Source organism: Arthrobacter roseus (assembly GCF_016907875.1).
GTDB classification, from domain to species: domain Bacteria; phylum Actinomycetota; class Actinomycetes; order Actinomycetales; family Micrococcaceae; genus Arthrobacter_J; species Arthrobacter_J roseus.
This window is the reverse complement of the sequence record NZ_JAFBCU010000001.1, coordinates 356,308-378,279: the sequence shown is the minus strand read 5'-3', so window position 1 is coordinate 378,279 and position 21,972 is coordinate 356,308. Positions and strand designations below refer to the sequence as shown.

General features: G+C 56.4%; 22 protein-coding genes and 2 tRNA genes. 8 read left to right on the top strand and 16 right to left on the bottom strand.

Annotated elements, in window-relative coordinates; genetic code table 11:
* Window positions 1-19 precede the first annotated feature (19 nt).
* Together JOE65_RS01950 and JOE65_RS15415 are read left to right on the top strand one after the other, a co-directional pair.
* Complete coding sequence (locus JOE65_RS01950) at window positions 20-280, top strand: cell division protein CrgA (protein WP_205161657.1); 261 nt, start codon at window positions 20-22, stop codon at window positions 278-280.
* Between the two features lie 169 nt (window positions 281-449).
* Complete coding sequence (locus tag JOE65_RS15415; protein WP_205161656.1) at window positions 450-1,052, top strand: PepSY domain-containing protein; 603 nt, start codon at window positions 450-452, stop codon at window positions 1,050-1,052.
* Window positions 1,053-1,436: 384 nt separating this feature from the next.
* Here JOE65_RS15415 and JOE65_RS01940 read toward each other — a convergent pair whose 3' ends face one another.
* The 4 genes from JOE65_RS01940 to JOE65_RS01925 all read right to left on the bottom strand — a co-directional run bounded on the left by JOE65_RS01940 (window position 1,437) and on the right by JOE65_RS01925 (window position 5,302).
* The gene (locus JOE65_RS01940; protein WP_239536583.1) at window positions 1,437-2,084 is read right to left on the bottom strand and encodes a potassium channel family protein; all 648 of its coding nucleotides are present in this window, start codon (window positions 2,082-2,084) and stop codon (window positions 1,437-1,439) included.
* Window positions 2,085-2,124: 40 nt separating this feature from the next.
* Window positions 2,125-3,606, bottom strand: a complete 1,482-nt coding sequence (locus JOE65_RS01935; RefSeq protein WP_205161654.1) for a potassium transporter TrkG — start codon at window positions 3,604-3,606, stop codon at window positions 2,125-2,127.
* Between the two features lie 217 nt (window positions 3,607-3,823).
* Window positions 3,824-4,687, bottom strand: a complete 864-nt coding sequence (locus JOE65_RS01930) for a rhomboid family intramembrane serine protease (protein ID WP_205161653.1) — start codon at window positions 4,685-4,687, stop codon at window positions 3,824-3,826.
* A 72-nt stretch (window positions 4,688-4,759) separates the two neighbouring features.
* The gene (locus tag JOE65_RS01925) at window positions 4,760-5,302 is read right to left on the bottom strand and encodes a peptidylprolyl isomerase (protein ID WP_205161652.1); all 543 of its coding nucleotides are present in this window, start codon (window positions 5,300-5,302) and stop codon (window positions 4,760-4,762) included.
* Between the two features lie 96 nt (window positions 5,303-5,398).
* Here JOE65_RS01925 and JOE65_RS01920 point away from each other — a divergent pair, with 96 nt between their 5' ends.
* Complete coding sequence (locus JOE65_RS01920) at window positions 5,399-6,202, top strand: hypothetical protein (RefSeq protein WP_205161651.1); 804 nt, start codon at window positions 5,399-5,401, stop codon at window positions 6,200-6,202.
* Between the two features lie 70 nt (window positions 6,203-6,272).
* Here the strand turns inward: JOE65_RS01920 and JOE65_RS01915 are convergent, their stop codons facing one another.
* From JOE65_RS01915 to dnaA, 12 genes are all read right to left on the bottom strand, one after another.
* On the bottom strand, window positions 6,273-7,184 hold the full coding sequence (locus JOE65_RS01915; protein ID WP_205161650.1) for an EamA family transporter: 912 nt from the start codon (window positions 7,182-7,184) through the stop codon (window positions 6,273-6,275).
* Between the two features lie 202 nt (window positions 7,185-7,386).
* Window positions 7,387-7,459, bottom strand: a tRNA-Ala gene (locus tag JOE65_RS01910).
* A 43-nt stretch (window positions 7,460-7,502) separates the two neighbouring features.
* The gene (locus JOE65_RS15010; protein WP_338021527.1) at window positions 7,503-7,619 is read right to left on the bottom strand and encodes a DLW-39 family protein; all 117 of its coding nucleotides are present in this window, start codon (window positions 7,617-7,619) and stop codon (window positions 7,503-7,505) included.
* Window positions 7,620-7,648: 29 nt separating this feature from the next.
* Window positions 7,649-7,722: transfer RNA gene (locus tag JOE65_RS01905), tRNA-Ile, on the bottom strand.
* Between the two features lie 56 nt (window positions 7,723-7,778).
* Entirely contained in the window at window positions 7,779-8,285 is a 507-nt protein-coding gene (locus JOE65_RS01900; RefSeq protein WP_205161649.1) for a DUF3566 domain-containing protein, read from the bottom strand.
* A complete protein-coding gene (gyrA, locus tag JOE65_RS01895; protein ID WP_205161648.1) occupies window positions 8,282-10,885 on the bottom strand; it encodes a DNA gyrase subunit A in 2,604 nt (867 codons plus the stop codon). The genes JOE65_RS01900 and gyrA overlap by 4 nt, the downstream gene beginning before the upstream one ends.
* 56 nt (window positions 10,886-10,941) lie before the next feature.
* Window positions 10,942-13,002 (bottom strand): DNA topoisomerase (ATP-hydrolyzing) subunit B, encoded by a 2,061-nt coding sequence (gene gyrB / locus JOE65_RS01890; protein WP_420827516.1) that lies wholly within the window; start codon window positions 13,000-13,002, stop codon window positions 10,942-10,944.
* Window positions 13,003-13,284: 282 nt separating this feature from the next.
* The gene (locus JOE65_RS01885) at window positions 13,285-13,851 is read right to left on the bottom strand and encodes a DciA family protein (protein WP_338021526.1); all 567 of its coding nucleotides are present in this window, start codon (window positions 13,849-13,851) and stop codon (window positions 13,285-13,287) included.
* Entirely contained in the window at window positions 13,844-15,022 is a 1,179-nt protein-coding gene (recF, locus tag JOE65_RS01880; protein WP_205161646.1) for a DNA replication/repair protein RecF, read from the bottom strand. The genes JOE65_RS01885 and recF overlap by 8 nt, the downstream gene beginning before the upstream one ends.
* A 39-nt stretch (window positions 15,023-15,061) precedes the next feature.
* Complete coding sequence (gnd, locus tag JOE65_RS01875; protein ID WP_205161645.1) at window positions 15,062-15,988, bottom strand: phosphogluconate dehydrogenase (NAD(+)-dependent, decarboxylating); 927 nt, start codon at window positions 15,986-15,988, stop codon at window positions 15,062-15,064.
* Between the two features lie 48 nt (window positions 15,989-16,036).
* The gene (gene dnaN, locus JOE65_RS01870) at window positions 16,037-17,161 is read right to left on the bottom strand and encodes a DNA polymerase III subunit beta (RefSeq protein ID WP_205161644.1); all 1,125 of its coding nucleotides are present in this window, start codon (window positions 17,159-17,161) and stop codon (window positions 16,037-16,039) included.
* Between the two features lie 462 nt (window positions 17,162-17,623).
* Window positions 17,624-19,039, bottom strand: coding sequence for a chromosomal replication initiator protein DnaA (gene dnaA, locus JOE65_RS01865; protein WP_205161643.1), 1,416 nt, complete (start codon window positions 19,037-19,039; stop codon window positions 17,624-17,626).
* Window positions 19,040-19,517: 478 nt separating this feature from the next.
* Between dnaA and rpmH the strand changes: the two genes are divergently transcribed.
* The 5 genes from rpmH to JOE65_RS01840 all read left to right on the top strand — a co-directional run bounded on the left by rpmH (window position 19,518) and on the right by JOE65_RS01840 (window position 21,958).
* Window positions 19,518-19,655, top strand: coding sequence for a 50S ribosomal protein L34 (gene rpmH, locus JOE65_RS01860; protein ID WP_062008104.1), 138 nt, complete (start codon window positions 19,518-19,520; stop codon window positions 19,653-19,655).
* Window positions 19,656-19,722: 67 nt separating this feature from the next.
* Window positions 19,723-20,082 (top strand): ribonuclease P protein component, encoded by a 360-nt coding sequence (gene rnpA, locus JOE65_RS01855; protein ID WP_205161642.1) that lies wholly within the window; start codon window positions 19,723-19,725, stop codon window positions 20,080-20,082.
* A gap of 5 nt (window positions 20,083-20,087) precedes the next feature.
* Window positions 20,088-20,450, top strand: a complete 363-nt coding sequence (yidD, locus tag JOE65_RS01850) for a membrane protein insertion efficiency factor YidD (RefSeq protein WP_205163969.1) — start codon at window positions 20,088-20,090, stop codon at window positions 20,448-20,450.
* Between the two features lie 9 nt (window positions 20,451-20,459).
* Window positions 20,460-21,425 (top strand): membrane protein insertase YidC, encoded by a 966-nt coding sequence (yidC, locus tag JOE65_RS01845; protein ID WP_205161641.1) that lies wholly within the window; start codon window positions 20,460-20,462, stop codon window positions 21,423-21,425.
* Entirely contained in the window at window positions 21,422-21,958 is a 537-nt protein-coding gene (locus JOE65_RS01840; RefSeq protein ID WP_205161640.1) for a Jag family protein, read from the top strand. The genes yidC and JOE65_RS01840 overlap by 4 nt, the downstream gene beginning before the upstream one ends.
* Window positions 21,959-21,972 lie beyond the last annotated feature (14 nt).

Below are 21,972 nucleotides of genomic sequence, written 5' to 3'. Positions count from 1 at the left end.
GGCGCCACAAGGAGGACCCGTGCCCGAGTCTAAGTCCCGCAAGAAGCCCGCCTCCCGGCAGGCTGCCCGGCAGGAGTCCGCTGGCCCCGATCAGTCGTTGCCCAGTCCGCTCTGGTACAAGGTGGTCATGTTCGGTCTCATGATCGTTGGGTTGTTGTGGATCATTACTTATTACATGTTCTCGGGGCAGTTTCCGGTGCCGCAACTGGGTTCCTGGAACATCATGGTCGGATTTGGAATCGCCATGGTTGGTTTCCTTATGACAACGCGCTGGCACTGATGGTTATGGTCTAGCACGGCCAATTGGTCTAGCGCCTACCGAGACTCGACTGTTACTCGTCTTTCCTTGTGAACCACCGTGGAATGAAGAAGAATCTAAGCACCCTTAGGTTCAAGGAATTGGATAGATCATGGTAGTCACTCGCTCGGTTGCACCTCAAACACAACTCGTGTCAATCTTTGCCATCGCTCCCCTCGCTTTGGTTGGGCTCAGCGCCTGTAGTGATGAAGACGCCGGATCACTAGCAGAGGTCTCAAGCCCCTCCCAAACATCATCCGTTTCGGCCAGTGCCTCATCTTCATTGTCTACCTCAGCCTCCCCATCAACCCCGGTCGATGGACGCAATGAGTTACTAGTCCGAGCTGGGAAGACGGCATTGGCCGAGGTTCCAGCGAGCACACTGATCTCGATCGAGACTGAATCGAATGGTTCTTGGGAAGTTCAAGTAGTTACCAAAGATGGCACGGAGCATGAGATGGACGTCTCCGAAGATGGCTCCGAAGTCACCCGTGGACCATTCAGTGAAAACGAAGATGGAGACGAAAAGGCCAAGCATCAGGAGCGCGTCAATACTGCATCCATCGGTTACGAGGAAGCAGCGGAGAAGCTCCTCGCCGTTATCAAGGGCAGCCAGATTACTGAATTGAACCTGGACAATGAAAACGGGACGACCGTCTGGGAGGCAGATCTTCTGGACGAAATGGGCGAAAAGCACTCTGTATCGATGGACGCTGCCAGTGGTGACGTAGTTCGAGACGCAGTTGCAGACTGAAATCACACCGTGAGAGCTGTCAACAACTTTATCCACAGGCGTGGATAACTTCGTGGAGAGAATGCCCTCAAGGTGCAGACGGGGTCATCTACCAGTGAACTACATAGCTGTAAGTTAATAACACTGTGGATAAAGACTGTGGATAACGACGAAGTCTGAGCAGGTCTCTTAGATTGGTTGGCGGGCGGGGATACCTTTTCAGAGGCAAGCTTTCCGACGAGAGGGATCACCGTGGCTTCAGCACTGCTGTTCCTCGTGAGACAACCACTGAGCGCTGAAGGCGGTACAGGTGGAGCTGGAAAAACTGGATGGCATCGAAGAGGCCGTCCTCACCCTGGCGCGGCCCGGAGAATCTCCCCTCCAAGGGAGCTCAACGCCAGGCAACTAACTCAGATTGCTGAACCTTTCAGCCTTCGCCTTGGGCCCACCCACGATGATCTCGTCGTCGTCGTACAGCACTGTTTGCGCGGTGGTGAAGTCCCAGCCTCCGTGCTTGCGTTTTACGGCCACAATAGTGATGCCGTATTTTTCGCGGAGTCCGAGTACGCCCAACGGGCGGTCGACGGCGATGAGTGGGGGCGTTGTCTTCACCATGGCCAATCCGTCTTCGAATTCCACGTAGTCCTGCATGGCACCACGAACCAGGTGAGCCACCCGCCTACCCATATCCTGCTCGGGGCGGATGACATGGCTGACGCCCAGTTGCCGGAGGATCTCGGCGTGGGGCTCGCTGATCGCCTTGGCCCAGATGATGGGTTTCTCAAACTTCAGCAGGATCGACGTCGTCAGAATGCTGGCCTCAAGGTCGCTGCCGATTCCTACAACCACCCGGTCGAAGTCGTGGACTGACAATTGGCGCAGCGTGTCCTCGTTGCTGCTGTCCGCGCGAACTACATGGGTAAGTAACCCGTTGTACCGTTGGACCACGGAACCATCAAGGTCTATTCCGAGGACTTCGGTTCCCGATTCAGCGAGTTCACGTGCCAACGCTCCACCGAAGCGGCCCAGCCCGATAACGGCAACCAAAGCCATTTTTGAGGTTCGTTCCTTCGAGAACGATGAAGCGCTTGACCTAGCCAATGATCGGCCTTTCTTTGGGGAGTTCATAGAGGAGCGGACGCGTGCGAAGTGCCAGCGCCGAAGCAAGAGTGATGGGGCCGAGTCGGCCGATGAACATGATGAGTATCAATAGCACCTGGCCAATGGCGGGGAGGTCTGCGGTGATACCGGTAGAGAGCCCCACTGTTCCGAATGCTGAGACGACTTCGAAGAGGATGCGGTCCAGTCCGAAGTCCGTGATCACCATGAGGAACATGGTGGAGGAGATCACCAGGGCTACAGCGAGGAGCACGACGGTGATAGCTTGCCTGTGCACCGACCGGGCCAACCGCTTGCCAAAAATGTTGACGGCTGTGCCACCTCGAATCTCGGTCAGGAGAATGAAAAACAACACACCGAAAGTCGCGATTTTTAGACCACCCGCTGTGCCGGCAGACCCACCACCAATGAACATGAGGACATCCATTCCCAACCACGTAACAGGATGCAGGGCGCCGATATCAACGCTGTTGAAACCAGCGGTTCTTGTCACGACTGATTGGAAGAATCCGGCATGTACTTTTTCGATCGGGTTCATGGGCCCCAGGGTTGCTGGGTTATTCCATTCCACTGCGGTGATGAAAACAGTCCCCACCACGAGCAGTAGGAGCGTTCCAGCCACAACAAGATTGGTGTTCATGCTCCAGCGCAATGGTGCGCGGAATTCGCGGCGCAGTTCGAAAATTACGGGAAACCCCAGTCCTCCGATGATGACGGCTGCGGCAATGGGTAGGCAGATGAACGGGTCGTTGGCGAATGGAATGAGATTTTCTGTAAACAATGAGAAGCCCGCGTTGTTGAAGGCCGAAATCGCATGGAACACGCCGTTCGACGCAGCCGAGCCGATGCTGTTGCCGTAGGCCGTTGCAAAGCGCAGTGTCAGCAGTAGCGCTACGGAGAGTTCGACGACGATGGTGATTTTCAGGACCCCTGTCACCACACGCCGTACATCGCCAAAGCCGGGCTGCTTTGTTTCTGCTGCGATGGATATCCGTGATTTGAGCCCTAGCCTCCGCGCAAGAAGAACACCGAGCATGGAGGCGAATGTCATGATCCCGAATCCTCCCACCTGGATGAGAACAACGATGATGCCCTGTCCCAGCTGTGTCCAGTAAGTTGCCGTGTCCACGACGGTCAGCCCCGTGACGCAGACGGCTGAGGTGACCGTGAACAGAGCGGTGAGCAGGGGCGCGCCGCCGTCACCGGAGCGAGCCACGGGAAGCATCAGGAGAAGCGTGCCCACCAGTATTGCCATACCAAAGCCGGCGGAAATAATTTGGGCGGGGTGTTTGGGTGAGATGCGGTTGGCGACACCGACCCCGGCAAGTCGAAGGCGTTGAAAGGCGGGGAACGAAAAACGTCGAGCGCGGAACCGGTGCAGCGGCAGCAGGATGGAGATCAGCAGCGCGGCCAACAGAACTGCGATGACTAACGCCGCGATTCCATCATTGTTCATAGCACGCATTTCCATGGGAAAGGATGAAGTCCACGGTTGATGGTACGCCTTTCCGGCGCCAATCCGTCCACAGCTGTGCACGAAGGTTATCCACAGGTGTGTGTAACTGCGCGGAAACTCTCCCTCACAACGCCGATAGCACTGTCACCACAGTTCACATGTCGCGAATGACATCGGTGTAAGTTACCCACACTGTGGATAACTTCTGTGGATAACTTTACGCCAGGGCTGCTGCAAGCCACGTGACGAGCACGAGCAAAACGAAAACCAACCCCATACCGCCGAACTGGATGAACGCACGGTTCTTTCCCCGCGGCGCATAGGCGAGCACCACTGCACAGGCGGCGCCGGCAATGAGGCCTCCGAGGTGGCCCTGCCACGAAATGTTGGGATAAATAAATCCAATCACGGCGTTGATGGCGATCAGCACCACAATGGAACGGACCTCACCTCCTCGTTGCCTCTGCACAATAAAGAAGGCACCAAAGAGACCGAAGACCGCTCCGGAGGCTCCAAGGACCGACTGGTTCGGAGCGGAAAGCAGCAGGACGGCTACAGAGCCGCCGATCGCAGAGACCAGATAGAGCGCCAGGAAGCGCACTCTTCCCAAGAGTGGTTCCAGAACCTGTCCAAAGAGCCATAAAGCGTACAGGTTGAAAGCGATGTGGAGGAGAAAACCTGGCGAGTGAAGGAATGCGCTGGTCAGCATTCTCCAGGGCTCGAATGGGTATGACATGTAGCCCGGAACGTCCATGACATAGAGCGGCGCAAACACCAGTGCCCGCGTGAATCCCGGCACCAGAAACTGCAGCGCAAAGAAAATTCCGCACAACACCATAATGGTGATGGTGACTACGGGCTTGCCCGTAGTCACCGCACCGCCATAGACGCTTTGCTGTTGTGGCCTCGAGCGCTTTGCTTCTCGGACACAGTCAACGCATTGGAACCCTACCGATGCGCTGACTTGGCACTCGCCGCAGGCAGGCCGGCCGCATCGTTGGCAGCGTGCGTAGCTGACCTTGTCGGGATGACGTGGGCAGACAGGGGCCTCGTCGGCATGGGAGGCGGGTTCACTGGTCATGTTCAGTCCTTAACGTTGAAAACGGATCCCGGCGAGGAATTCACAGCCGAGATCCGCTTCCTGATGGTGAAGCTAGAGCTGTTCCACCGTGATGGTGTTGATGACAACATCTTCCTGTGGTTTGTCACCGCGAGAAGTAGCTACGGAATTCAACTTGTCCGCCACTTCCCTTGAGGCTTCATCCGCTACCTCACCGAAAACGGTGTGCTTGCCCTGAAGCCACGTGGTGGGCGTGCTGGTGATGAAGAACTGTGACCCGTTGGTCCCGCGTCCGCCCTGAAGGCCTGCGTTGGCCATAGCCAACTTGTACGGCTCGTTGAAGTTCAGATCCGGATTAATTTCATCATCGAACTGGTATCCCGGGCCGCCGGTGCCCTGACCGAGTGGGTCCCCGCCCTGGATCATAAAGTCCTTGATAATGCGGTGAAAGATCGTTCCGTCGTATAGCGGCTCGTTGGATTCCTTGCCCGTACCCGGATGGGTCCAGGTCTGCTCGCCTGTTGCCAGGCCAATGAAGTTCTTGACCGTTTTTGGCGCGTGGTTCCCAAAGAGGTTGACCACAATATCGCCTTGGTTCGTGGAAATGGTCGCTTTTGCTGTTGGTATGGCAGTCATGTGTACATTCTTTCACGGACATCCCCCGAACAAATAGCACCGCTCGCGATGACCACGTAGTCTTGGAGGAACCGCTGTATTCCTCGGGAGGTAGTTATGAAGAAATCTGCACGTGTAGCCAGTGAGTTTGAGAACACGCTTACAACCGGTGTCGAAAATGCTCGCGACTGGGCAACTCCCAAAGTCGCATCTGCGATGGACTGGGCTGTTCCGCGGCTGGAGAAGGGTATTGAAACCGCTTCGCCGAAAATTCAGGATGGTATCAAGCGGGCGGCTGATGGCCTATCTGTTGGTGTCAGCGCTGTGACGCCCAAGCTTCAGGAGGGACTCGCCAAAACGGCACCTGCTGTGGACCATGCCCGCAACAAGGTCGTGGATGAGTACATTCCCTCGCTTTCACGCAGTCTGGGTGAGGGCGCGGACCACCTGTCACGCACCCTCAGCAAGGCTAAGGTTTCGCCGCGTGTCGAGGCCGCCGTCGTCAAGATGACGGGCAACAAGAAGGCAGTTAAGCAGGCACGCAAGGCGGCTACTGATGCCGCTAAGAGGGCCGCCAAGGATTTGAAGAAACGCGATACTCGCGGCAAGGGCAAAGGCTGGCTGATCTTTGGCATTCTGGCCGCCGCTGTTGCAGCCGGGGTTGCCGTCTGGAAGGCATCACGTCCCGTTGAGGACCCGTGGAAGACTCCGACGCCGGTAACAGCAGAGCCAGCAACAACGGAAGCACCCGCTGCCCCGGTTTCTCCCGCTACTACCGGTGGGCCGGATAAGTCCGATGCTGACAAAGCCGCGGACAAGGTAGCGGATGCATCCAAAGACGGAGCGGAGGCCACGAAGGCTGGAACCCGCAGCGCAGCTCGAAAGGCTGAAGACGCAGTCAAGGACGCAAAGAAGGACTAAGACAAAGAACGCCAAGAGGCCCGCACAGCAACTGTGCGGGCCTTTTTCCTGCCCTGTCCGGTCGGGGCCCCTAGGTCTCCGGTTCCGGCATGGGTGCCGCCACGGTATCCGGAGGCGGAAGCGGCCGACGTCGGGGCTGGCCCAGGACAACGATCGCCAGCCCCATAAGGATCAGACCCAGGCCGACGGCGGTCCACGCAGGTAACTTTTCATCCAAGAATATTGCTGCCAGAAGAGCTGCGCCCGGGATCTCCAGCAGGATGATCATGGAGACCACCAGGGGGCTCAACACGGCGAGCAGGTGATTGAACACGGTGTGACCCATAATTTGCGCTACGAGCGTGACAGCGAGAATCCCGAACCAGACGATGGGAGGAAAACCGGTCACCGGCTGCCGAAAGATGAAACACATGGCCAGGAGGATGACCGCGCACACGCCGTAACAAATGGTCGTGTAGGTTCCCGTGCTCATGCTTCTGCGGGCACGGGCGCCAGCCATGGTGTAAAGGCCAGCTAGCGCACCGCCGGCGATGGCCAGAATATCCCCAATGACAGCCTCCCGACGGGAAAGACCCAGGTCAAAGCCGGAGATAACAACAACCCCAAGAAAGGCCAGCGTCAGCCCCGCAACGGTCCGGGAGGAGCTTCGCTGCCCGCCGATGAGGTTGAAGATCGCAATCCAGGCCGCCTGCAAGCATACGAGTGCTGTCGCGGCTGCCACGGTGGTCATCTTCAGCGCGGTGATGAAGCATGCAAAGTGCAGTGCCAACGCAACGGCTGCCGCACCAGTCCACATGTAGTCCTGACGGGTGAGCGCCCTAAATTCGTGGCGATTCCGCACCGCGGCGGGAGCCCCCATGATCAGCGCACCGAGGCCGTTGCGCCAGAAAGCTATGGCCAGTGCTGGTGCGGCCGTTGCCGCCATAATGGGCCCAGAAGCTGCTACTCCGATAACGCCCAGCGTCGCGAGGAAAATGATCACGGTTTCACTTTAGTGGTCCTGTCCACGCAGGAAGTTCTTAGACGCGTCCAGGGTCGCGGGCCCAAGCTCCGGCCGACGTCAGGGTTTCTCGTCGATATCACCCTCTACAACCCCTGATCAGGTCGGGAGGGGGTGATCTCGGCCAAGAAAAGCTTAACAAAAAATCCCGGAACGTAGGGCTGCTACGTTCCGAGACTCACGGTGGAGGCAAGGGGACTCGAACCCCTAACCCCCTGCTTGCAAAGCAGGTGCGCTACCAATTGCGCCATGCCCCCGTGAAGAGAACTGATTTAGTATATCTGCTGGTAGCCAACTCGGCTACTCGACTGTGTCCGTCGATTCTTTCCAGACAGACTTTTCAGTCTCGGATTCCTTCCATTTGCGGTAGGTAAAAACCCCTGCTGCCGCAGCTGCCAAAATCAACAACTTCTTCACAGTGGCTACCTCCAAATAATCGGTTTCCGTGGGCGTACCAGGACTTGAACCTGGGACCTCTTCGTTATCAGCGAAGCGCTCTAACCGTCTGAGCTATACGCCCGGATACCCTCTCGGGCCGAGATCTGACTTTACAGCAGACGCTCCTCAATCAACAAATCAGTCGTCGGTGAGGGTAACGCCGATGCCACCGACCAGCGTAGCGGAGATATTGTAAAGGACCGCCGAGAGCATGGACAGCGCCGTTAAAAGCACAACATTGACCACGGCGATGATGGTTGCAAACGACACCACTTGACCAAGCGAGGCATATTCACGAAGGTCGAAACCGCCACTTTCGGAACCGGCGATGTCCCCCAGCAAAGAATTCACACGGTCAAAAATTCCCGTGAGATCCAAAACCGTCCAGAGGACGATCGCTGCAACGACGGTGACGATGCCAATCGCCACTGAGAGAAGGAACGAAAGTTTGAGCACAGACCACGGATCCACTTTGCTGACGAGGAGCCGTGCTTTACGGGCCTTCGCTTTCGGCGCTGGGTGAACCAAATTCGGTCGAGATCCACCGCCGGAAGGTCGCTGTGCCGGCCGTGCCGGAGTGCGTGGTCCCCCTGAGGGACGCCCGGATCCACTAGTGGTCCGCGAACTCGAGTTCGACGTGCTCACTCGTTGCCTCCATCAGTTTCGGCCCCGGATTCAGGCTCGGTCACATTCTCTGGGGACAACGGTACTTCATCACCGGTGTCGTCTTCATCTTCGATCTCAGCCAGTCCTCGCTCACTGTTCGCGGTCACCGCGATGATTCGGTCTTTCTTGTCCGGTTTCGCGAAGATCACGCCCATGGTGTCTCTACCCTTTGCAGGAACTCCCGTGACAGCCGACCGAACCACCTTGCCACCCTGCATTACCACCAGGACTTCATCGCTTTCCTGAACCACCATGGCGCCCACGAGGTCGCCGCGAACTTCGGCAAGTTTGGCCACCTTGATCCCGAGACCACCCCTACCCTGAACCCGGTATTGTTCCACGGAACTGCGTTTGGCGTACCCACCTTCAGTAACAATAAAGACAAACGAATCCTCGGTGACGACGTCGGCCGTCAGCAGTTCATCGTCCTGTCGGAACTTCATACCCGTAACTCCCAACGTCGCCCGCCCCATGGGGCGCAGCGCCTCATCGGTTGCCGTGAAGCGTAGCGACTGCCCCTTGCGGGAGACCAGCATGAGGTCATCTGTCTCCGAGATCAGCTGAGCAGAGACCAGTTCGTCGCCATCGCGCAGGTTAATCGCTATAACGCCCGCGGAACGGTTGGTGTCGTAATCTTCCAACCTTGTCTTTTTCATCAATCCGCGCTTGGTTGCGAGCACCAGATAAGGTGACTGCTGGTAATCCTTGAGTTCCAGCACCTGGGCAATTTTCTCATCCGGCTGGAACGCCATCAGATTCGCCACATGTTGGCCCTTGGCATCGCGTCCGGCTTCGACCAACTCGTACGCCTTGGCCCGGTAAACTCGGCCCAGGTTAGTGAAGAACAGTAGCCAATTATGCGTGGTCGTCACAAAGAAGTGCTCGACGACGTCGTCGCCGCGCAGCTGTGCACCACGGATTCCCTTGCCACCGCGCGCCTGCTGCCGGTAATTATCGCTCCGGGTCCGTTTGACGTAACCGCCGCGCGTAATGGTGACAACCATTTCCTCTTCTGGGATGAGGTCTTCCATGCTCATGTCGCCGCCGTAGCCGAGCATGATTTCGGCGCGTCGATCGTCGCCATACTTATCGACGATTTCCTGAAGCTCTGTTCTGATGATGCTGCGGCGGACCTCATCAGAGGCAAGGATGCGGTTGTACTCGGCGATTTCCTGTTCCAGCTTTGCGTGCTGATCCTGAATCTTCTGACGCTCCAGTGCGGCCAGACGGCGGAGCTGCATGTCAAGGATGGCCTGGGACTGGACTTCGTCGATGTCCAGCAACTCCATCAGACCACGCCGTGCGTCATCCACGGTTGAGCTGCGGCGGATCAGGGCGATGACCTCATCCAGAGCGTCCATGGCCTTGAGTAGCCCACGCAGGATGTGGGCCGCCTCCTCCGCCTTCCGCAGACGGTAACGCGTACGTCGGATGATGACATCCATCTGGTGTGTGACCCAGTGACGGATAAACGCATCGAGGGAGAGCGTGCGCGGGACACCGTCCACGATGGCCAACATGTTCGCGCTGAAGTTTTCCTGCAGTTGCGTGTGCTTGTACAGGTTGTTCAAAACAACCTTCGCTACGGCGTCGCGCTTGAGGACCACGACAAGGCGCTGGCCCGTACGACCGGACGTCTCATCCCTGAGGTCGGCAATACCCTGAACCTTGCCGTCCTTGACCAGTTCGGCGATCTTGATAGCCAGATTGTCCGGGTTTGCCTGATACGGCAGTTCGGTGATCACCAGGCAAGTACGGCCCTGGAGCTCTTCGACGCTCACGACAGCGCGCATGGTGATGGAACCGCGCCCGGTACGGTAAGCATCCTCGATGCCCTTCCGGCCCAGGATCTGTGCACCGGTGGGGAAATCCGGTCCCTTGATGCGCTGCATGAGCGCTTCAAGCAGTTCCTCGCGAGTGGCTTCCGGATTTTCCAAGAACCACTGGACGCCTTCGCCGACTTCCCGCAGGTTGTGCGGCGGAATATTGGTGGCCATTCCGACGGCGATACCCGAGGAACCATTCACCAACAGGTTCGGGAACCGGGCCGGCAGGATCGTCGGCTCCTGGTTCTTGCCGTCATAGTTGTCCTGGAAATCAACGGTTTCCTCGTCGATATCCCGGACCATTTCCATGGCAAGCTGAGCCATCTTCGTTTCTGTATAACGAGGCGCGGCCGCGCCGTCATTGCCTGGCGACCCGAAGTTTCCCTGACCAAGGGCCAGTGGATACCGCATGGTCCAGTCCTGAATGAGGCGCACCAGTGCATCGTAGATCGCGGTGTCACCGTGGGGGTGATAATTACCCATTACTTCGCCGACCACGCGCGCACACTTGTTGAACGACCGATCCGGGCGGTAGCCGCCATCGAACATGGCATACAGAACCCGGCGGTGTACCGGCTTTAGACCATCGCGGACGTCAGGTAGGGCTCTACCCACAATGACGGCCATCGCGTAATCGAGGTACGAACGCTGCATCTCCGTCTGGAGATCGACAGGCTCAATACGATCCGTGAGGACATCCCCGACCAGAGGTGCGTCAGCGGCCGTAACGTCTTCGGGAGTCTCATCACTCATAGGTCATTTCCGTTCTACAGTCGTGAAAAGTTTTAATCCAGGCGTACGTAAGGGCTTCAGATGTCAAGGAACCTGACGTCTTTCGCGTTTTGCTGGATGAAGTTCCGGCGCGATTCCACATCTTCACCCATAAGTACCGCAAAAATCTCATCCGCGGCCGCAGCGTCGTCCATGGTGACCTGAAGCAGGGTTCGGTGATCCGGATCCATGGTGGTATCCCACAATTCCGTGTAATCCATCTCGCCGAGACCCTTGTACCGCTGGATACCGTTGTCCTTGGGCAGTCGCTGGTTGCTGGCCAACCCCTTGGCGATGACTGCGTCTCGTTCCTTATCGCTGTACACGTAATCGTGCGCGTGGTTGGACCATTTGATGCGGTAGAGCGGTGGCTGAGACAGGTACACGTGCCCGTTTTCGATCAACGGACGCATGTAGCGGAACAGCAGTGTCATGAGCAGCGTGGTGATGTGCTGGCCGTCGACATCAGCGTCGGCCATGAGCACGATCTTGTGATAACGCAACTTCGACAGGTCAAAGTCCTCGCCGATCCCCGTGCCGAAGGCCGTGATCATCGACTGTACTTCCGTATTGCCGAGCGCCCGGTCCAGCCGTGCACGCTCCACATTCAAAATCTTTCCACGCAGCGGAAGGATTGCCTGGGTGTGCGGATCACGTCCGCGCTTGGCTGAACCGCCGGCGGAATCACCCTCAACAATGTAGACCTCGCACTTGGCAGGATCTTTGGAGGAGCAATCGGACAACTTGCCCGGCATACCGAAGGACTCCAGCGGGCTCTTGCGGCGCGCGTTGTCACGGGCCTTGCGGGCGGCGAGCCGGGCCTGCGAAGCCTGCTGCGCCTTCCGGATCACATTTCGGCCCGAAACAGGGTTACGTTCCAGCCAGTCTCCAAGCTCATCCGTGACCGCGCGCTGGACAAAGCCCTTGGCCTCGGAGTTGCCGAGTTTGGTCTTGGTCTGTCCCTCAAACTGCGGTTCGGCCATTTTCACAGAAATCACCGCGGTGAGGCCCTCACGGATGTCATCACCCGTGAGGTTATCTTCCTTTTCCTTCAGAATTCCTTTTTCCCGCGCATACCGGTTGATCAGGGACGTCAACGCTGCCCGGAAGCCCTCTTCGTGGGTACCACCCTCATGGGTGTTGATCGTGTTTGCGTAAGTATGAACACTCTCCGAGTAAGCCGTGGTCCATTGCATGGCGACTTCCAGAGCAATTTTCCGCTCTGTGTCCTCGGTTTCGAACGCAATCACATCTTCGTGGACAATTTCCACGCGCTTTGCTGAGTTCAGGTGATTAACGTAATCCAGCAGTCCGTTCTTATAGCAGTAATCCACTACACGGTACTTTGGCTCCTCGGCAGTTTTGACTTCTTCTGCGACATCTGTAGCGTCCAGGTCTTCTGCTACCTCATCGCCGACCTCTACTTGGCGCTCATCTGTGAGGGTGATGCGCAAACCCTTGTTGAGGAAGGCCATCTGCTGAAAACGGGCCCGCAACGTCTCAAAGTCGAACTCGACGGAATCAAAGATCCCCGCATCCGGGTAGAACGTCTGAGTGGTTCCAGTCTCCTCGGTTGCTTCGCCCTTGCGGAGATCCCCCTTGGGCATGCCGCCGTTCTCGAACGACTGGTACCAGGTGAAACCCTGTCTGCGGACGACCGTCTCAACTCTGGCGGAAAGCGCATTGACCACAGATATACCCACACCGTGAAGTCCACCGGAAACCGCATATCCACCGCCGCCAAATTTACCGCCCGCATGGAGGATGGTCATAACAACCTGGACTGTGGGCCGGCCCTCGGTGGGGTGCATGTCCACCGGAATACCGCGGCCGTTATCAACAACACTCACGCCGCCGTCGTGCTGGAGCGTGATCTCGATGTGGTCGCAATACCCGGCCAGTGCTTCATCAACAGAGTTGTCCACGACTTCAGAAACCAAGTGGTGCAACCCGCGCGGACCCGTGGAACCGATATACATTCCGGGACGTTTGCGTACCGCCTCGAGACCTTCGAGAACCGTAATGTCGCTGGCACCGTATTCGTGAGGGCTGGTAGCCTCACCCGGGCTGGAAAGGTCCACGTTGTTGTCGTTAGCCACAGTCGCTTTCGACTCCTTAGTCTTGGTCATCTGGCGACGCACGACGACGAGCAGGCACAAGGGACCACATACGGTATCCGGTTGTGCTTCTCGAGGGGCGTCTTCTCCAATAATTCTACCGCGTTGCGTCGAGACTTTATGCATAATCATGTCCCAGACGTCAAGAAACCTTGCTTAGACCGCTTTTCAGCACCCCAAACGGGGCCCTGTATATACCCGGACCTTCTTGAGCTCCCTACGGCGGTCCTCAGAGCGCGGCATTCCTGCACACCAGAGGGGTCTCTATCCGTACGTGTCCCGTGGCCCTCTGCCATTGACACTGCGTTTGCCGCGCCGCCAATTCGGCGCAGTTGGGCCCAAGACGTCAATCACCGTGACGACGCCCGAACCCAGCTCCTTCTCAAAGCGGTGCAGCAGACTTGTTCTCAAAAGACGCAGCTGAGTGGCCCACGTGGTCGAATCACATCTGACCTGGACAGTGTTGTTTTCGAAGCTTTCCGGACGACAGTGAGCTGCCACATCCGGTCCCACCAGTTCATCCCACCGAGACAATACCGATCCAACGGCCACTGGAGATTTCCATCCACGTTCTCCCAACAAGCGGTTGAACACCGTCCCGAGTCCCTGAGGATCGCGTCCAACATATTCTCCTGCGGCCACCCCACCGTTCCGCCCCTGCCGAGAACCTTTCGTTGGATGACGACGCCGACCCGCCGGTGTCCTGGTATTTCCCCGTGCAACTGATGCTTCTCGCATGCGGTTGAGCAGTGCTTGCGCCGCATCGATCTCAGAATACTCCGGCTCACCGGAGTCCTTCGTGTCATCGGCCGGCTCATTATCCTCACTCACTGATACCACCGGCCACCACGTTCACACGACGGGCTTCAAGGGTTTCAGGGATGTCCTCCAGCACCGCAGCTGTCAGCAGAACCTGCTCCGCGGTTGAAACTATGGCCGCAAGCTTTGTCCGCCGCTGCCGATCGAGCTCAGCAAAAACGTCGTCAAGCATCAGCACGGGTGTAGCACCCGGAGCGGGATCATCTTCACACAACAGATAGTAGGAACCAATTCGAAGAGACAAGGCGACAGACCAGCTCTCACCGTGCGACGCAAAACCTTTTGCCGGTGCGGAACCCAAAACCAATTGGATATCATCACGGTGGGGACCAACGAGCGAAATACCGCGTTCCAGTTCCTTCTTTCGAACAGTGCAAAAAGCTTCGAGATACCTCAGTGTTGTGTCTTCGATGGACCCCACAGGCCTACCCGGTGGAGAGTCTCCTCTTTGGATTCCCACCTTCGCATCCTCGTCTTCGGTGATCTCCAGACTGGATTGATACACTGCGCGCGCCGCTTTGGAACCGTCCGTCAGCTCACCATATGCCCTAGCAAAATGAGGTTCCAACTGTTTCAATACATCGATGCGTGCGTGCAACAACCGAGCCGCTGCCTGCGCCATGTGCTGATCCCAGACGTCAAGAGTGGCCTCGTGACCCGAGGTGAAGCGACCACCTCTGGAGGACTTCAACAGCGCATTTCGCTGTTTCAGAACTCGCTCATAGTCTGTGCGTGTCGCCGCGTGGTGTGGAACGAGGGAAACCATCAGCTCATCCAGAAAGCGCCGCCGAATTCCTGGATCACCTTTAACCAGTGCCAAATCCTCAGGGGCAAACATTACTGTTCTGCAGATGCCCAACACATCCCTGGCTCTGCCCGGATTCCCTCTATTTATCCGAGCCCGGTTGGCTTTGCTCCCGTTGATCTCAAGTTCCAGTGATGACGTCTGTCCACCGCGGATCATTTTTGCGCGAATCAGCGCCCGTTCAGAGCCGAACCGGATCAGGGGAGCATCTGAACTAACCCTGTGTGAACTCAGCGTGGAAAGGTATCCCATTGCCTCAAGGATATTGGTTTTCCCAATCCCATTGGGACCTACAAAAACCGTGGCCCCAACCGTCAGCCTCACGTCCAACTGCTCGTAAGTACGGAAATCTGACAACGACAACAGCTCTAAGAACATGGTCTCTGTGCCCCGCCAATCAATTTTCCACAGTCTGGATCACTCCGGAAGATCAGGAACCTGCTTGTCCTCAGGTTGCTTGACCGCGGCAGCCCTAACTGCATGTCCACCGAACTGGTTCCTCAACGCCGAGACCATCTTCATTGCAGGCGAATCATCCTGGCGTGAGGCAAACCGGGCAAAAAGCGCTGCAGAAATGACAGGTGCTGGCACAGCGTTGGCCACAGCCTCTTCGACAGTCCACCGACCTTCTCCAGAATCCTCTACGTACCCAGCAATTCTCTCCAGTCTAGGGTCTTCTTCCAGCGCCTGAACCATGAGGTCAAGCAACCAGGAGCGAACAACGGTTCCCTGCTGCCAGGCGCGGAATGTACCATGCACATTTTTGATGATGTCTTTGGCTTCAAGAAGTTCATAGCCTTCGGCATATGCCTGCATCAGACCATACTCAATACCGTTATGAACCATCTTTGCGTAATGGCCCGCACCAGAATCACCTACATGGACAAAGCTCTCTTCACGTTCTCCCTCGGGTCTCAACGCATCGAAGATGGGCATGGCCCGCTCAATATCCTCTGCATCACCGCCAGCCATCAGACCATAGCCGTTCTTGAGTCCCCAGACACCACCGGATACCCCGCAGTCCAGAAAAGAGATCTTCTTCTTCGACAACAGCGCGAAGTGTTTTTGGTCTTCAGTAAAGCGTGAGTTTCCGCCGTCGATCACCATATCGCCGGGATCGAGATTCTCACTCAGTTCGGTAATAACCGAATCGGTGACCTCACCAGAAGGAACCATGACCCAGATGATGCGGCGGGACGGTATTTTCTGAATCATATCGACAACACTCGCCGCATCCGAGATCTCCGGTTTGCGGTCATAGCCGGTGACATCAATCCCGGCCTCACGGAGCCGGTCTCGCATGTTCGCTCCCATTTTTCCAAGTCCGATGAGACCAATATGCATATTAATCACTCTTCCTGACGTAGCTGGTGCGGGTTGGCACCGTGGGAGCTAATGATTCGACAATCTCACAGGCATTAGGAGATATTTATAGTCGTCTTGGTCATCGCCGTTCAATTCTTTCTGGGCCGATACAACAGCGGGCTTCGGCGGAGTGGTAAAAGAGAACCGAACATACTTGCTGGAGAACGCGTTCAGTCCCTCACTGAGGTACTGCGGATTGAAAGCCACGGTGATGTCATCACCGATTAGAGAGGCCTCAATGGCCTCTGAGGCCTGGGCATCCTCGCCAGTTCCGGCGTCAAGAGTTACCTGACCTTCGGTAAAGGCCATGCGCACTGCTGTGTTCCGCTCCGCGACTAGTGAGACCCGCCGCACGGCCTCGACAAGGCTGCTGGTCTCAACCGTTGCGTGGATAGGTGTGGTCTCGGGAAACAACGACCTAATCTTTGGATAATCCCCATCCACGAGCAGAGATGTTGTCCGCCGCCCACCACTTTCGAACCCGATGAGTTCGTTGTCATCCGAGAGCGCTATGTTCAGATCCCCTGCCGATCCCAGCGTTCGAGCAACTTCGTTCAGAGTTTTGGCCTTAACGAGTACAGATGTTGAAATACCCGGCGTCGTTGGCTTCCAGGAGACCTCACGTAATGCCAAACGGTATCGGTCCGTTGCCAAGAATGTAATGAGGTTATCCTCGATCTCCATCCGGACTCCGGTAAGAATCGGCAGAGTGTCATCGCGACTTGCAGCGATGATGACCTGTGAAACGGCTTGTGAGAATGCTTCACCGTCGACAACCCCGCTGACGTCAGGCAGAGCAGGGAGCTCCGGGTACTCTCCCACAGGCATGGTTGAAAGGTTGAAGCGGCTGCTACGACACATGAGCGTCACCTTGGAACCATCAGTTATCACTTCAACCGGAGCCGATGGGAGGCTACGACAGATATCTGCCAGAAGGCGTCCCGAGACAAGAATCGATCCTTCTTCGGAGATGTCGGCCGGGATCCGTAAACGAGCCGAAATTTCATAATCGAAACTAGCAAGGCTCACGGAACCGTTTTCCGCTTTGATGAGCAACCCTGAGAGAACTGGAACCGGCGGGCGGGGTGACAGTGAACGGGCTGTCCACGTAACGGCTTCGGCCAGTACATCCCGCTCAACTCTGAACTTCACTGAAGGGTGCCGCCTTTCTTAGACGATGAGAATCCTTGGCATCTTGTCCTCGGCGACCCGTCGATGTCGCGGGGAGTCAAGGAAATGCGGTGGAACATTACTTTCAGACAGCTTAGCGCCCTGGTGCCTCTAACTGCACCGGAGGGGCAGTCCCAACCTGGTGCGGCAGTGTGATGATGTTATTTGGTAAAGAGTCCAGAGGTTAAGGGTTAGTAGTGGTAATAACGCCTGTGGATTCTGTGGATAACCTATTCCTTGACCGGGTATGAGCCGATCTGGGCTGTGTAGAACGTGGGGAAAGCCACCGGTGGTTGTCCCAGAGGGGTGTGGATGAAAAAAGGGATGATTCTGTTGTCCACAGGGAGGTGGAGAGTTGTTAGACATAAAGCGGCGCTTGTCCAGTAGTTATCCACAGGTTCATCCACACCTGTTAATTACGTGAGTGTCATTACGGTCAGGAAGCTACTTTTCACGCTGCTGCTGCTTGATGCGGTTGGTGAGTTCGGTGACCTGGTTGTAAATGACGCGGCGTTCAGCCATGAGTTGGCGGATCTTACGATCCGCATGGATCACGGTGGTGTGATCGCGTCCGCCAAGTTCCTGACCGATTTTTGGTAGGGACATATCTGTCAGTTCCCGACACAGATACATGGCAATTTGTCGGGCGGTCACGAGGGTGCGTGTGCGTGATTTGCTGCACAGTTCCTCAAGGCTGATCTGAAAGTAGGATGCAGTCTGGCCAATGATTACCGATGCGGTGATCTCCCGCGCGCCATCGTCGGTAATGAGGTCCTTGAGGACAATTTCAGCCAGACCCATATCGACGGTCTGCCTGTTCAGGCTTGCGAACGCGGTAACCCGGATAAGGGCGCCCTCAAGTTCGCGGATGTTCGTGGAGATCTTGGATGCAATGTATTCCAGCACATCATCGGGTGCAGAAAGGCCTTCACTGATGGCCTTTTTCCGAAGTATCGCGATGCGAGTTTCCAGCTCGGGAGGCTGAATGTCAGTTAGAAGACCCCATTCGAACCTCGACCGCATCCGATCTTCAAACCCGGAAAGCAACTTCGGAGGCTGATCCGAGGTAATGACTACCTGTTTGTTGTGATTGTGGAGGGCATTGAACGTGTGAAAGAACTCCTCTTGGGTGGCTTCCTTACCGGAGAGGAACTGGATGTCGTCGATGAGGAGGATATCGACGTTCCGGTACAGCTGTTTGAAGCTCGTTCCCTCGTCGTACCGGATGGAGTTGATGAAGTCATTGGTGAACTCTTCCGAATTTACATACCTGACTCGGATGCCTGTGTAGAGGTGCTGGGCGTAGTGGCCGATGGCATGCAGAAGGTGTGTCTTACCGAGACCGGAATCGCCATAGATAAACAGTGGGTTGTAGGCCTTGGCTGGCGCTTCGGCAACTGCCACGGCGGCCGCATGAGCAAATCTGTTTGACGATCCAATGACGAAGGTGTCGAAGAGATACTTCGGATTCAACCGGCCAGATTCTTGATTATCGCTGGGCAACGCCGGTGATGGAGCTGGTTCAGGACGAGGTTTTGTGACGGGAATCCGCTCAACTGTTGCCTCCGGTTCGGCATCCGCAGTAGGTGTAAGGGCTGGGTCGATGACGAAAGCGCATTGAATATCTTCTTCGAAGACTTCGCGGAGAGCATCATCAAGAGAATCCTTGAGCTGGGATTGGAGTACTTCGCGCGTCAATTCATTGGGAACAGCGATCAACAACGTTGTGCCGATAAGACCCTGTGCCTGGGCCAAAATGACAAATCCACGCTGTCGTGGAGTCACCCGGCCATCATGATCCAGCGACCGCAGGACGGTGCGCCAGGCACTCCCTAGATCATCGTGTTCGTTCGCGCCCAATGGAGCCCCTCAGGTAGTACATGATGGTCTGACCGCTGATCTGTCCGCTATCCACAGACTTATACACAGATGGTGGATAAATATGGCCTTGGGCAAGCCTAAGGGATGAAAAGAGGAGAAGATAGCTGACCCTACGCAGGAAGGAGCATGTGGATAACTGGCTCCTTGGGAGGTCTCTTGGTAACCTTTTGGCTGTCACGACGGTGCGGGGCCCTACTTATCCACAATCTGTGGACACCAACAGTCAACAGGATATCGAGGCGATTATGCCCTCTCAGATGGGTACGGTTTGACGAGCCGGTACCTGCACGCCTAACGTTATGTAGTCCTTTGTGTCTGCTTTCTGCACTGTTGCATGCCCATAAACCGGCTGCACAGCGGACCGTCAGATGCTGAATAATCACGTACTGGTCCTGGTCTGGCGCACAATGCCGGCACTCTTCCGGCTACGTCATTTGATCGTCTTGGAGTAATCACCGTGAGCAAGCGGACTTTTCAGCCGAATAATCGCCGTCGTGCCAAAAAGCACGGCTTCCGCCTTCGCATGCGTACCCGCGCAGGGCGTGCAATCCTTGCCGCACGTCGCGGTAAGGGACGCATCGAACTTTCGGCCTAACCCAAAAAACATCAACGTGTCAGTTTTGCTTCGGCACTACTTCGTTCTGATCCGACTGGCCAGCTAGGTGCTTGCCAAGCGTCGGCGGATTCGAACGTCAGCTGACTTTTCCAACGCCGTACGTTCCGGTTCCCGCTATGGGCGCCGGAACGTGGTCGTATATGCGGCGGCGAGGGAATCAGCGGAACCCAGCCGCTTTGGATTCATTGTGTCCAAAGCGGTAGGGAACGCTGTAGCCCGTAACGTCGTTAAGAGAAGGCTACGTGAATGCGCAGCCTTGTCTTTGGCGAATGTGGCCAACGGCGTGGATGTTGTTGTTCGGGCATTACCGCCAGCAGCAGAAGCTGAGTGGACAGAAATCGAGGCAGACTTTAACAGTGCCTTGTCCAAGGTAGTGAGTCGTTTGGAAGAGAGGAAAGTGCCGTGAACCGGATGGCTAGATTCCTCTCTGCGGCCGTGGTCCGAGCTTTGCGATTTGTCTACGGATGTCCACGGCTTGTGATCATGGGTTTCCTTTCGGTATATCGCAAGGTCATTTCGCCGCTTTATGGTCCTGTCTGCCGCTTTTTCCCTTCTTGCTCTGCGTACGCACTCGAAGCAGTGACCGTGCACGGGGCCGTCAAAGGTTGTTGGTTGGCGGCCAGACGGCTGGCCAAGTGTCATCCTTGGAACCTAGGTGGCGTTGATCCCGTGCCAGCTGGTAACCGCACCTGGAATCACGAAGACATTCCACGCATCTTGGTGCTGAATCACCCTGTCATTCCGGCAGACATAGACAGCCGCAAGACGGCTTGAGGAGAGTAAATGGGTTTCCTGGACACAATACTGTCCCCATTCCAATGGCTGGTCTCATGGGTGATGCAGGCCTTCCACGAGTTGTTCACCTTTTTGGGAATGGAGTCTGGTTCGGGATGGACCTGGACCTTGTCCATTGTTGGACTGGTTCTGGTGATCCGTGCGGCATTGATTCCCATCTTCGTGAAGCAAATCAAGGCGCAACGTGGAATGCAGGCACTTCAGCCTGATCTTCGGAAACTTCAGCAGAAGTACAAGGGTAAAACAGACCAGCTGTCGCGTCAGGCAATGACGCAGGAGCAGATGGCGCTCTACAAGAAGCACGGCACTAACCCCTTTGCCGCGTGTCTGCCCATCCTTATCCAGATGCCGTTCTTCTTCGCGCTGTTCAGAGTACTCAATGGTGTCTCGGGTGCGAGTGATGAAGGTCGTTCCATCGGCGCGCTCAGCGCTGAGGCTGTCAAACAATTCGATGCCGCGACCATATTTGGTGCCCCACTATCGTCGACTTTCTTGGGCTCGTTCGGTGGAAACGGCAACATCAGCGTCATTTTGCTCTCGATTGTCATGATTCTCGCCATGACGGCTTCGCAGTTCATCACGCAGAAGCAGATCATGGCCAAGAACATGTCTGAAGAGGCCATGCAGAGCCCCTTCATGAAGCAGCAGAAGATGATGCTGTATATTCTCCCGGTCGTGTTCGGAATCGGTGGTATCAACTTCCCCATCGGCGTGCTGGTTTACTGGACCACCACGAATATCTGGACCATGGTCCAGCAGTTCTACGTCATTCGTCGTATGCCCACCCCTGGATCACCTGCTGCCAAGGCGCTGGCGGAGCGTCGTGCCCGGAAGGGACTGCCCATGGTCCCCCTACTCGGCGAAAAGAAGAATTCCGAGCCGGTTGAAGAGATCACCCCCGCCCCCAGAGTGCAGCGGGTCCAGCCACAGCGTAAGAAGAGGAAAAGGAAATGACGACAGAGGAATCCACAGACTCGACCGAGACCGCTCAGGACGAGGAAACCACACCCGTGAGCCGACTTGAGGAAGAGGGCGACGTAGCCGCTGACTACCTCGAAGAACTCCTGGATATCGCTGATATGGATGGCGATATCGATATCGAGGTCCGCAATGGACGAACTTACATCTCGGTCCTTTCTGAAGAGGATGACAACAGCAGCCTTGATAGCCTCGTTGGACGTGATGGTGAAGTGCTCGAAGCTCTTCAGGAGCTCGCTCGGTTATCGGTGCTGACCTCAACCGGTAATCGTTCGCGGCTGGTACTGGACATCACCGGTTACCGCGAAGAGCGTGGTGAAGAACTCCAGCAACTCGCGGAGAAGGCAGTGGATGACGTCAAGGAGACGCACGAACCGGTCTCGCTGAAGCCCATGAGTGCCTACGAGCGGAAGATTGTTCATGACGTGGTTGCCGAACTAGGGCTAATTTCGGAATCCCACGGTGAGGGTTCTCGGCGCCACATTGTGGTTTCTCTTCCGGAAGACTGAGTTGGAGGTGGAAC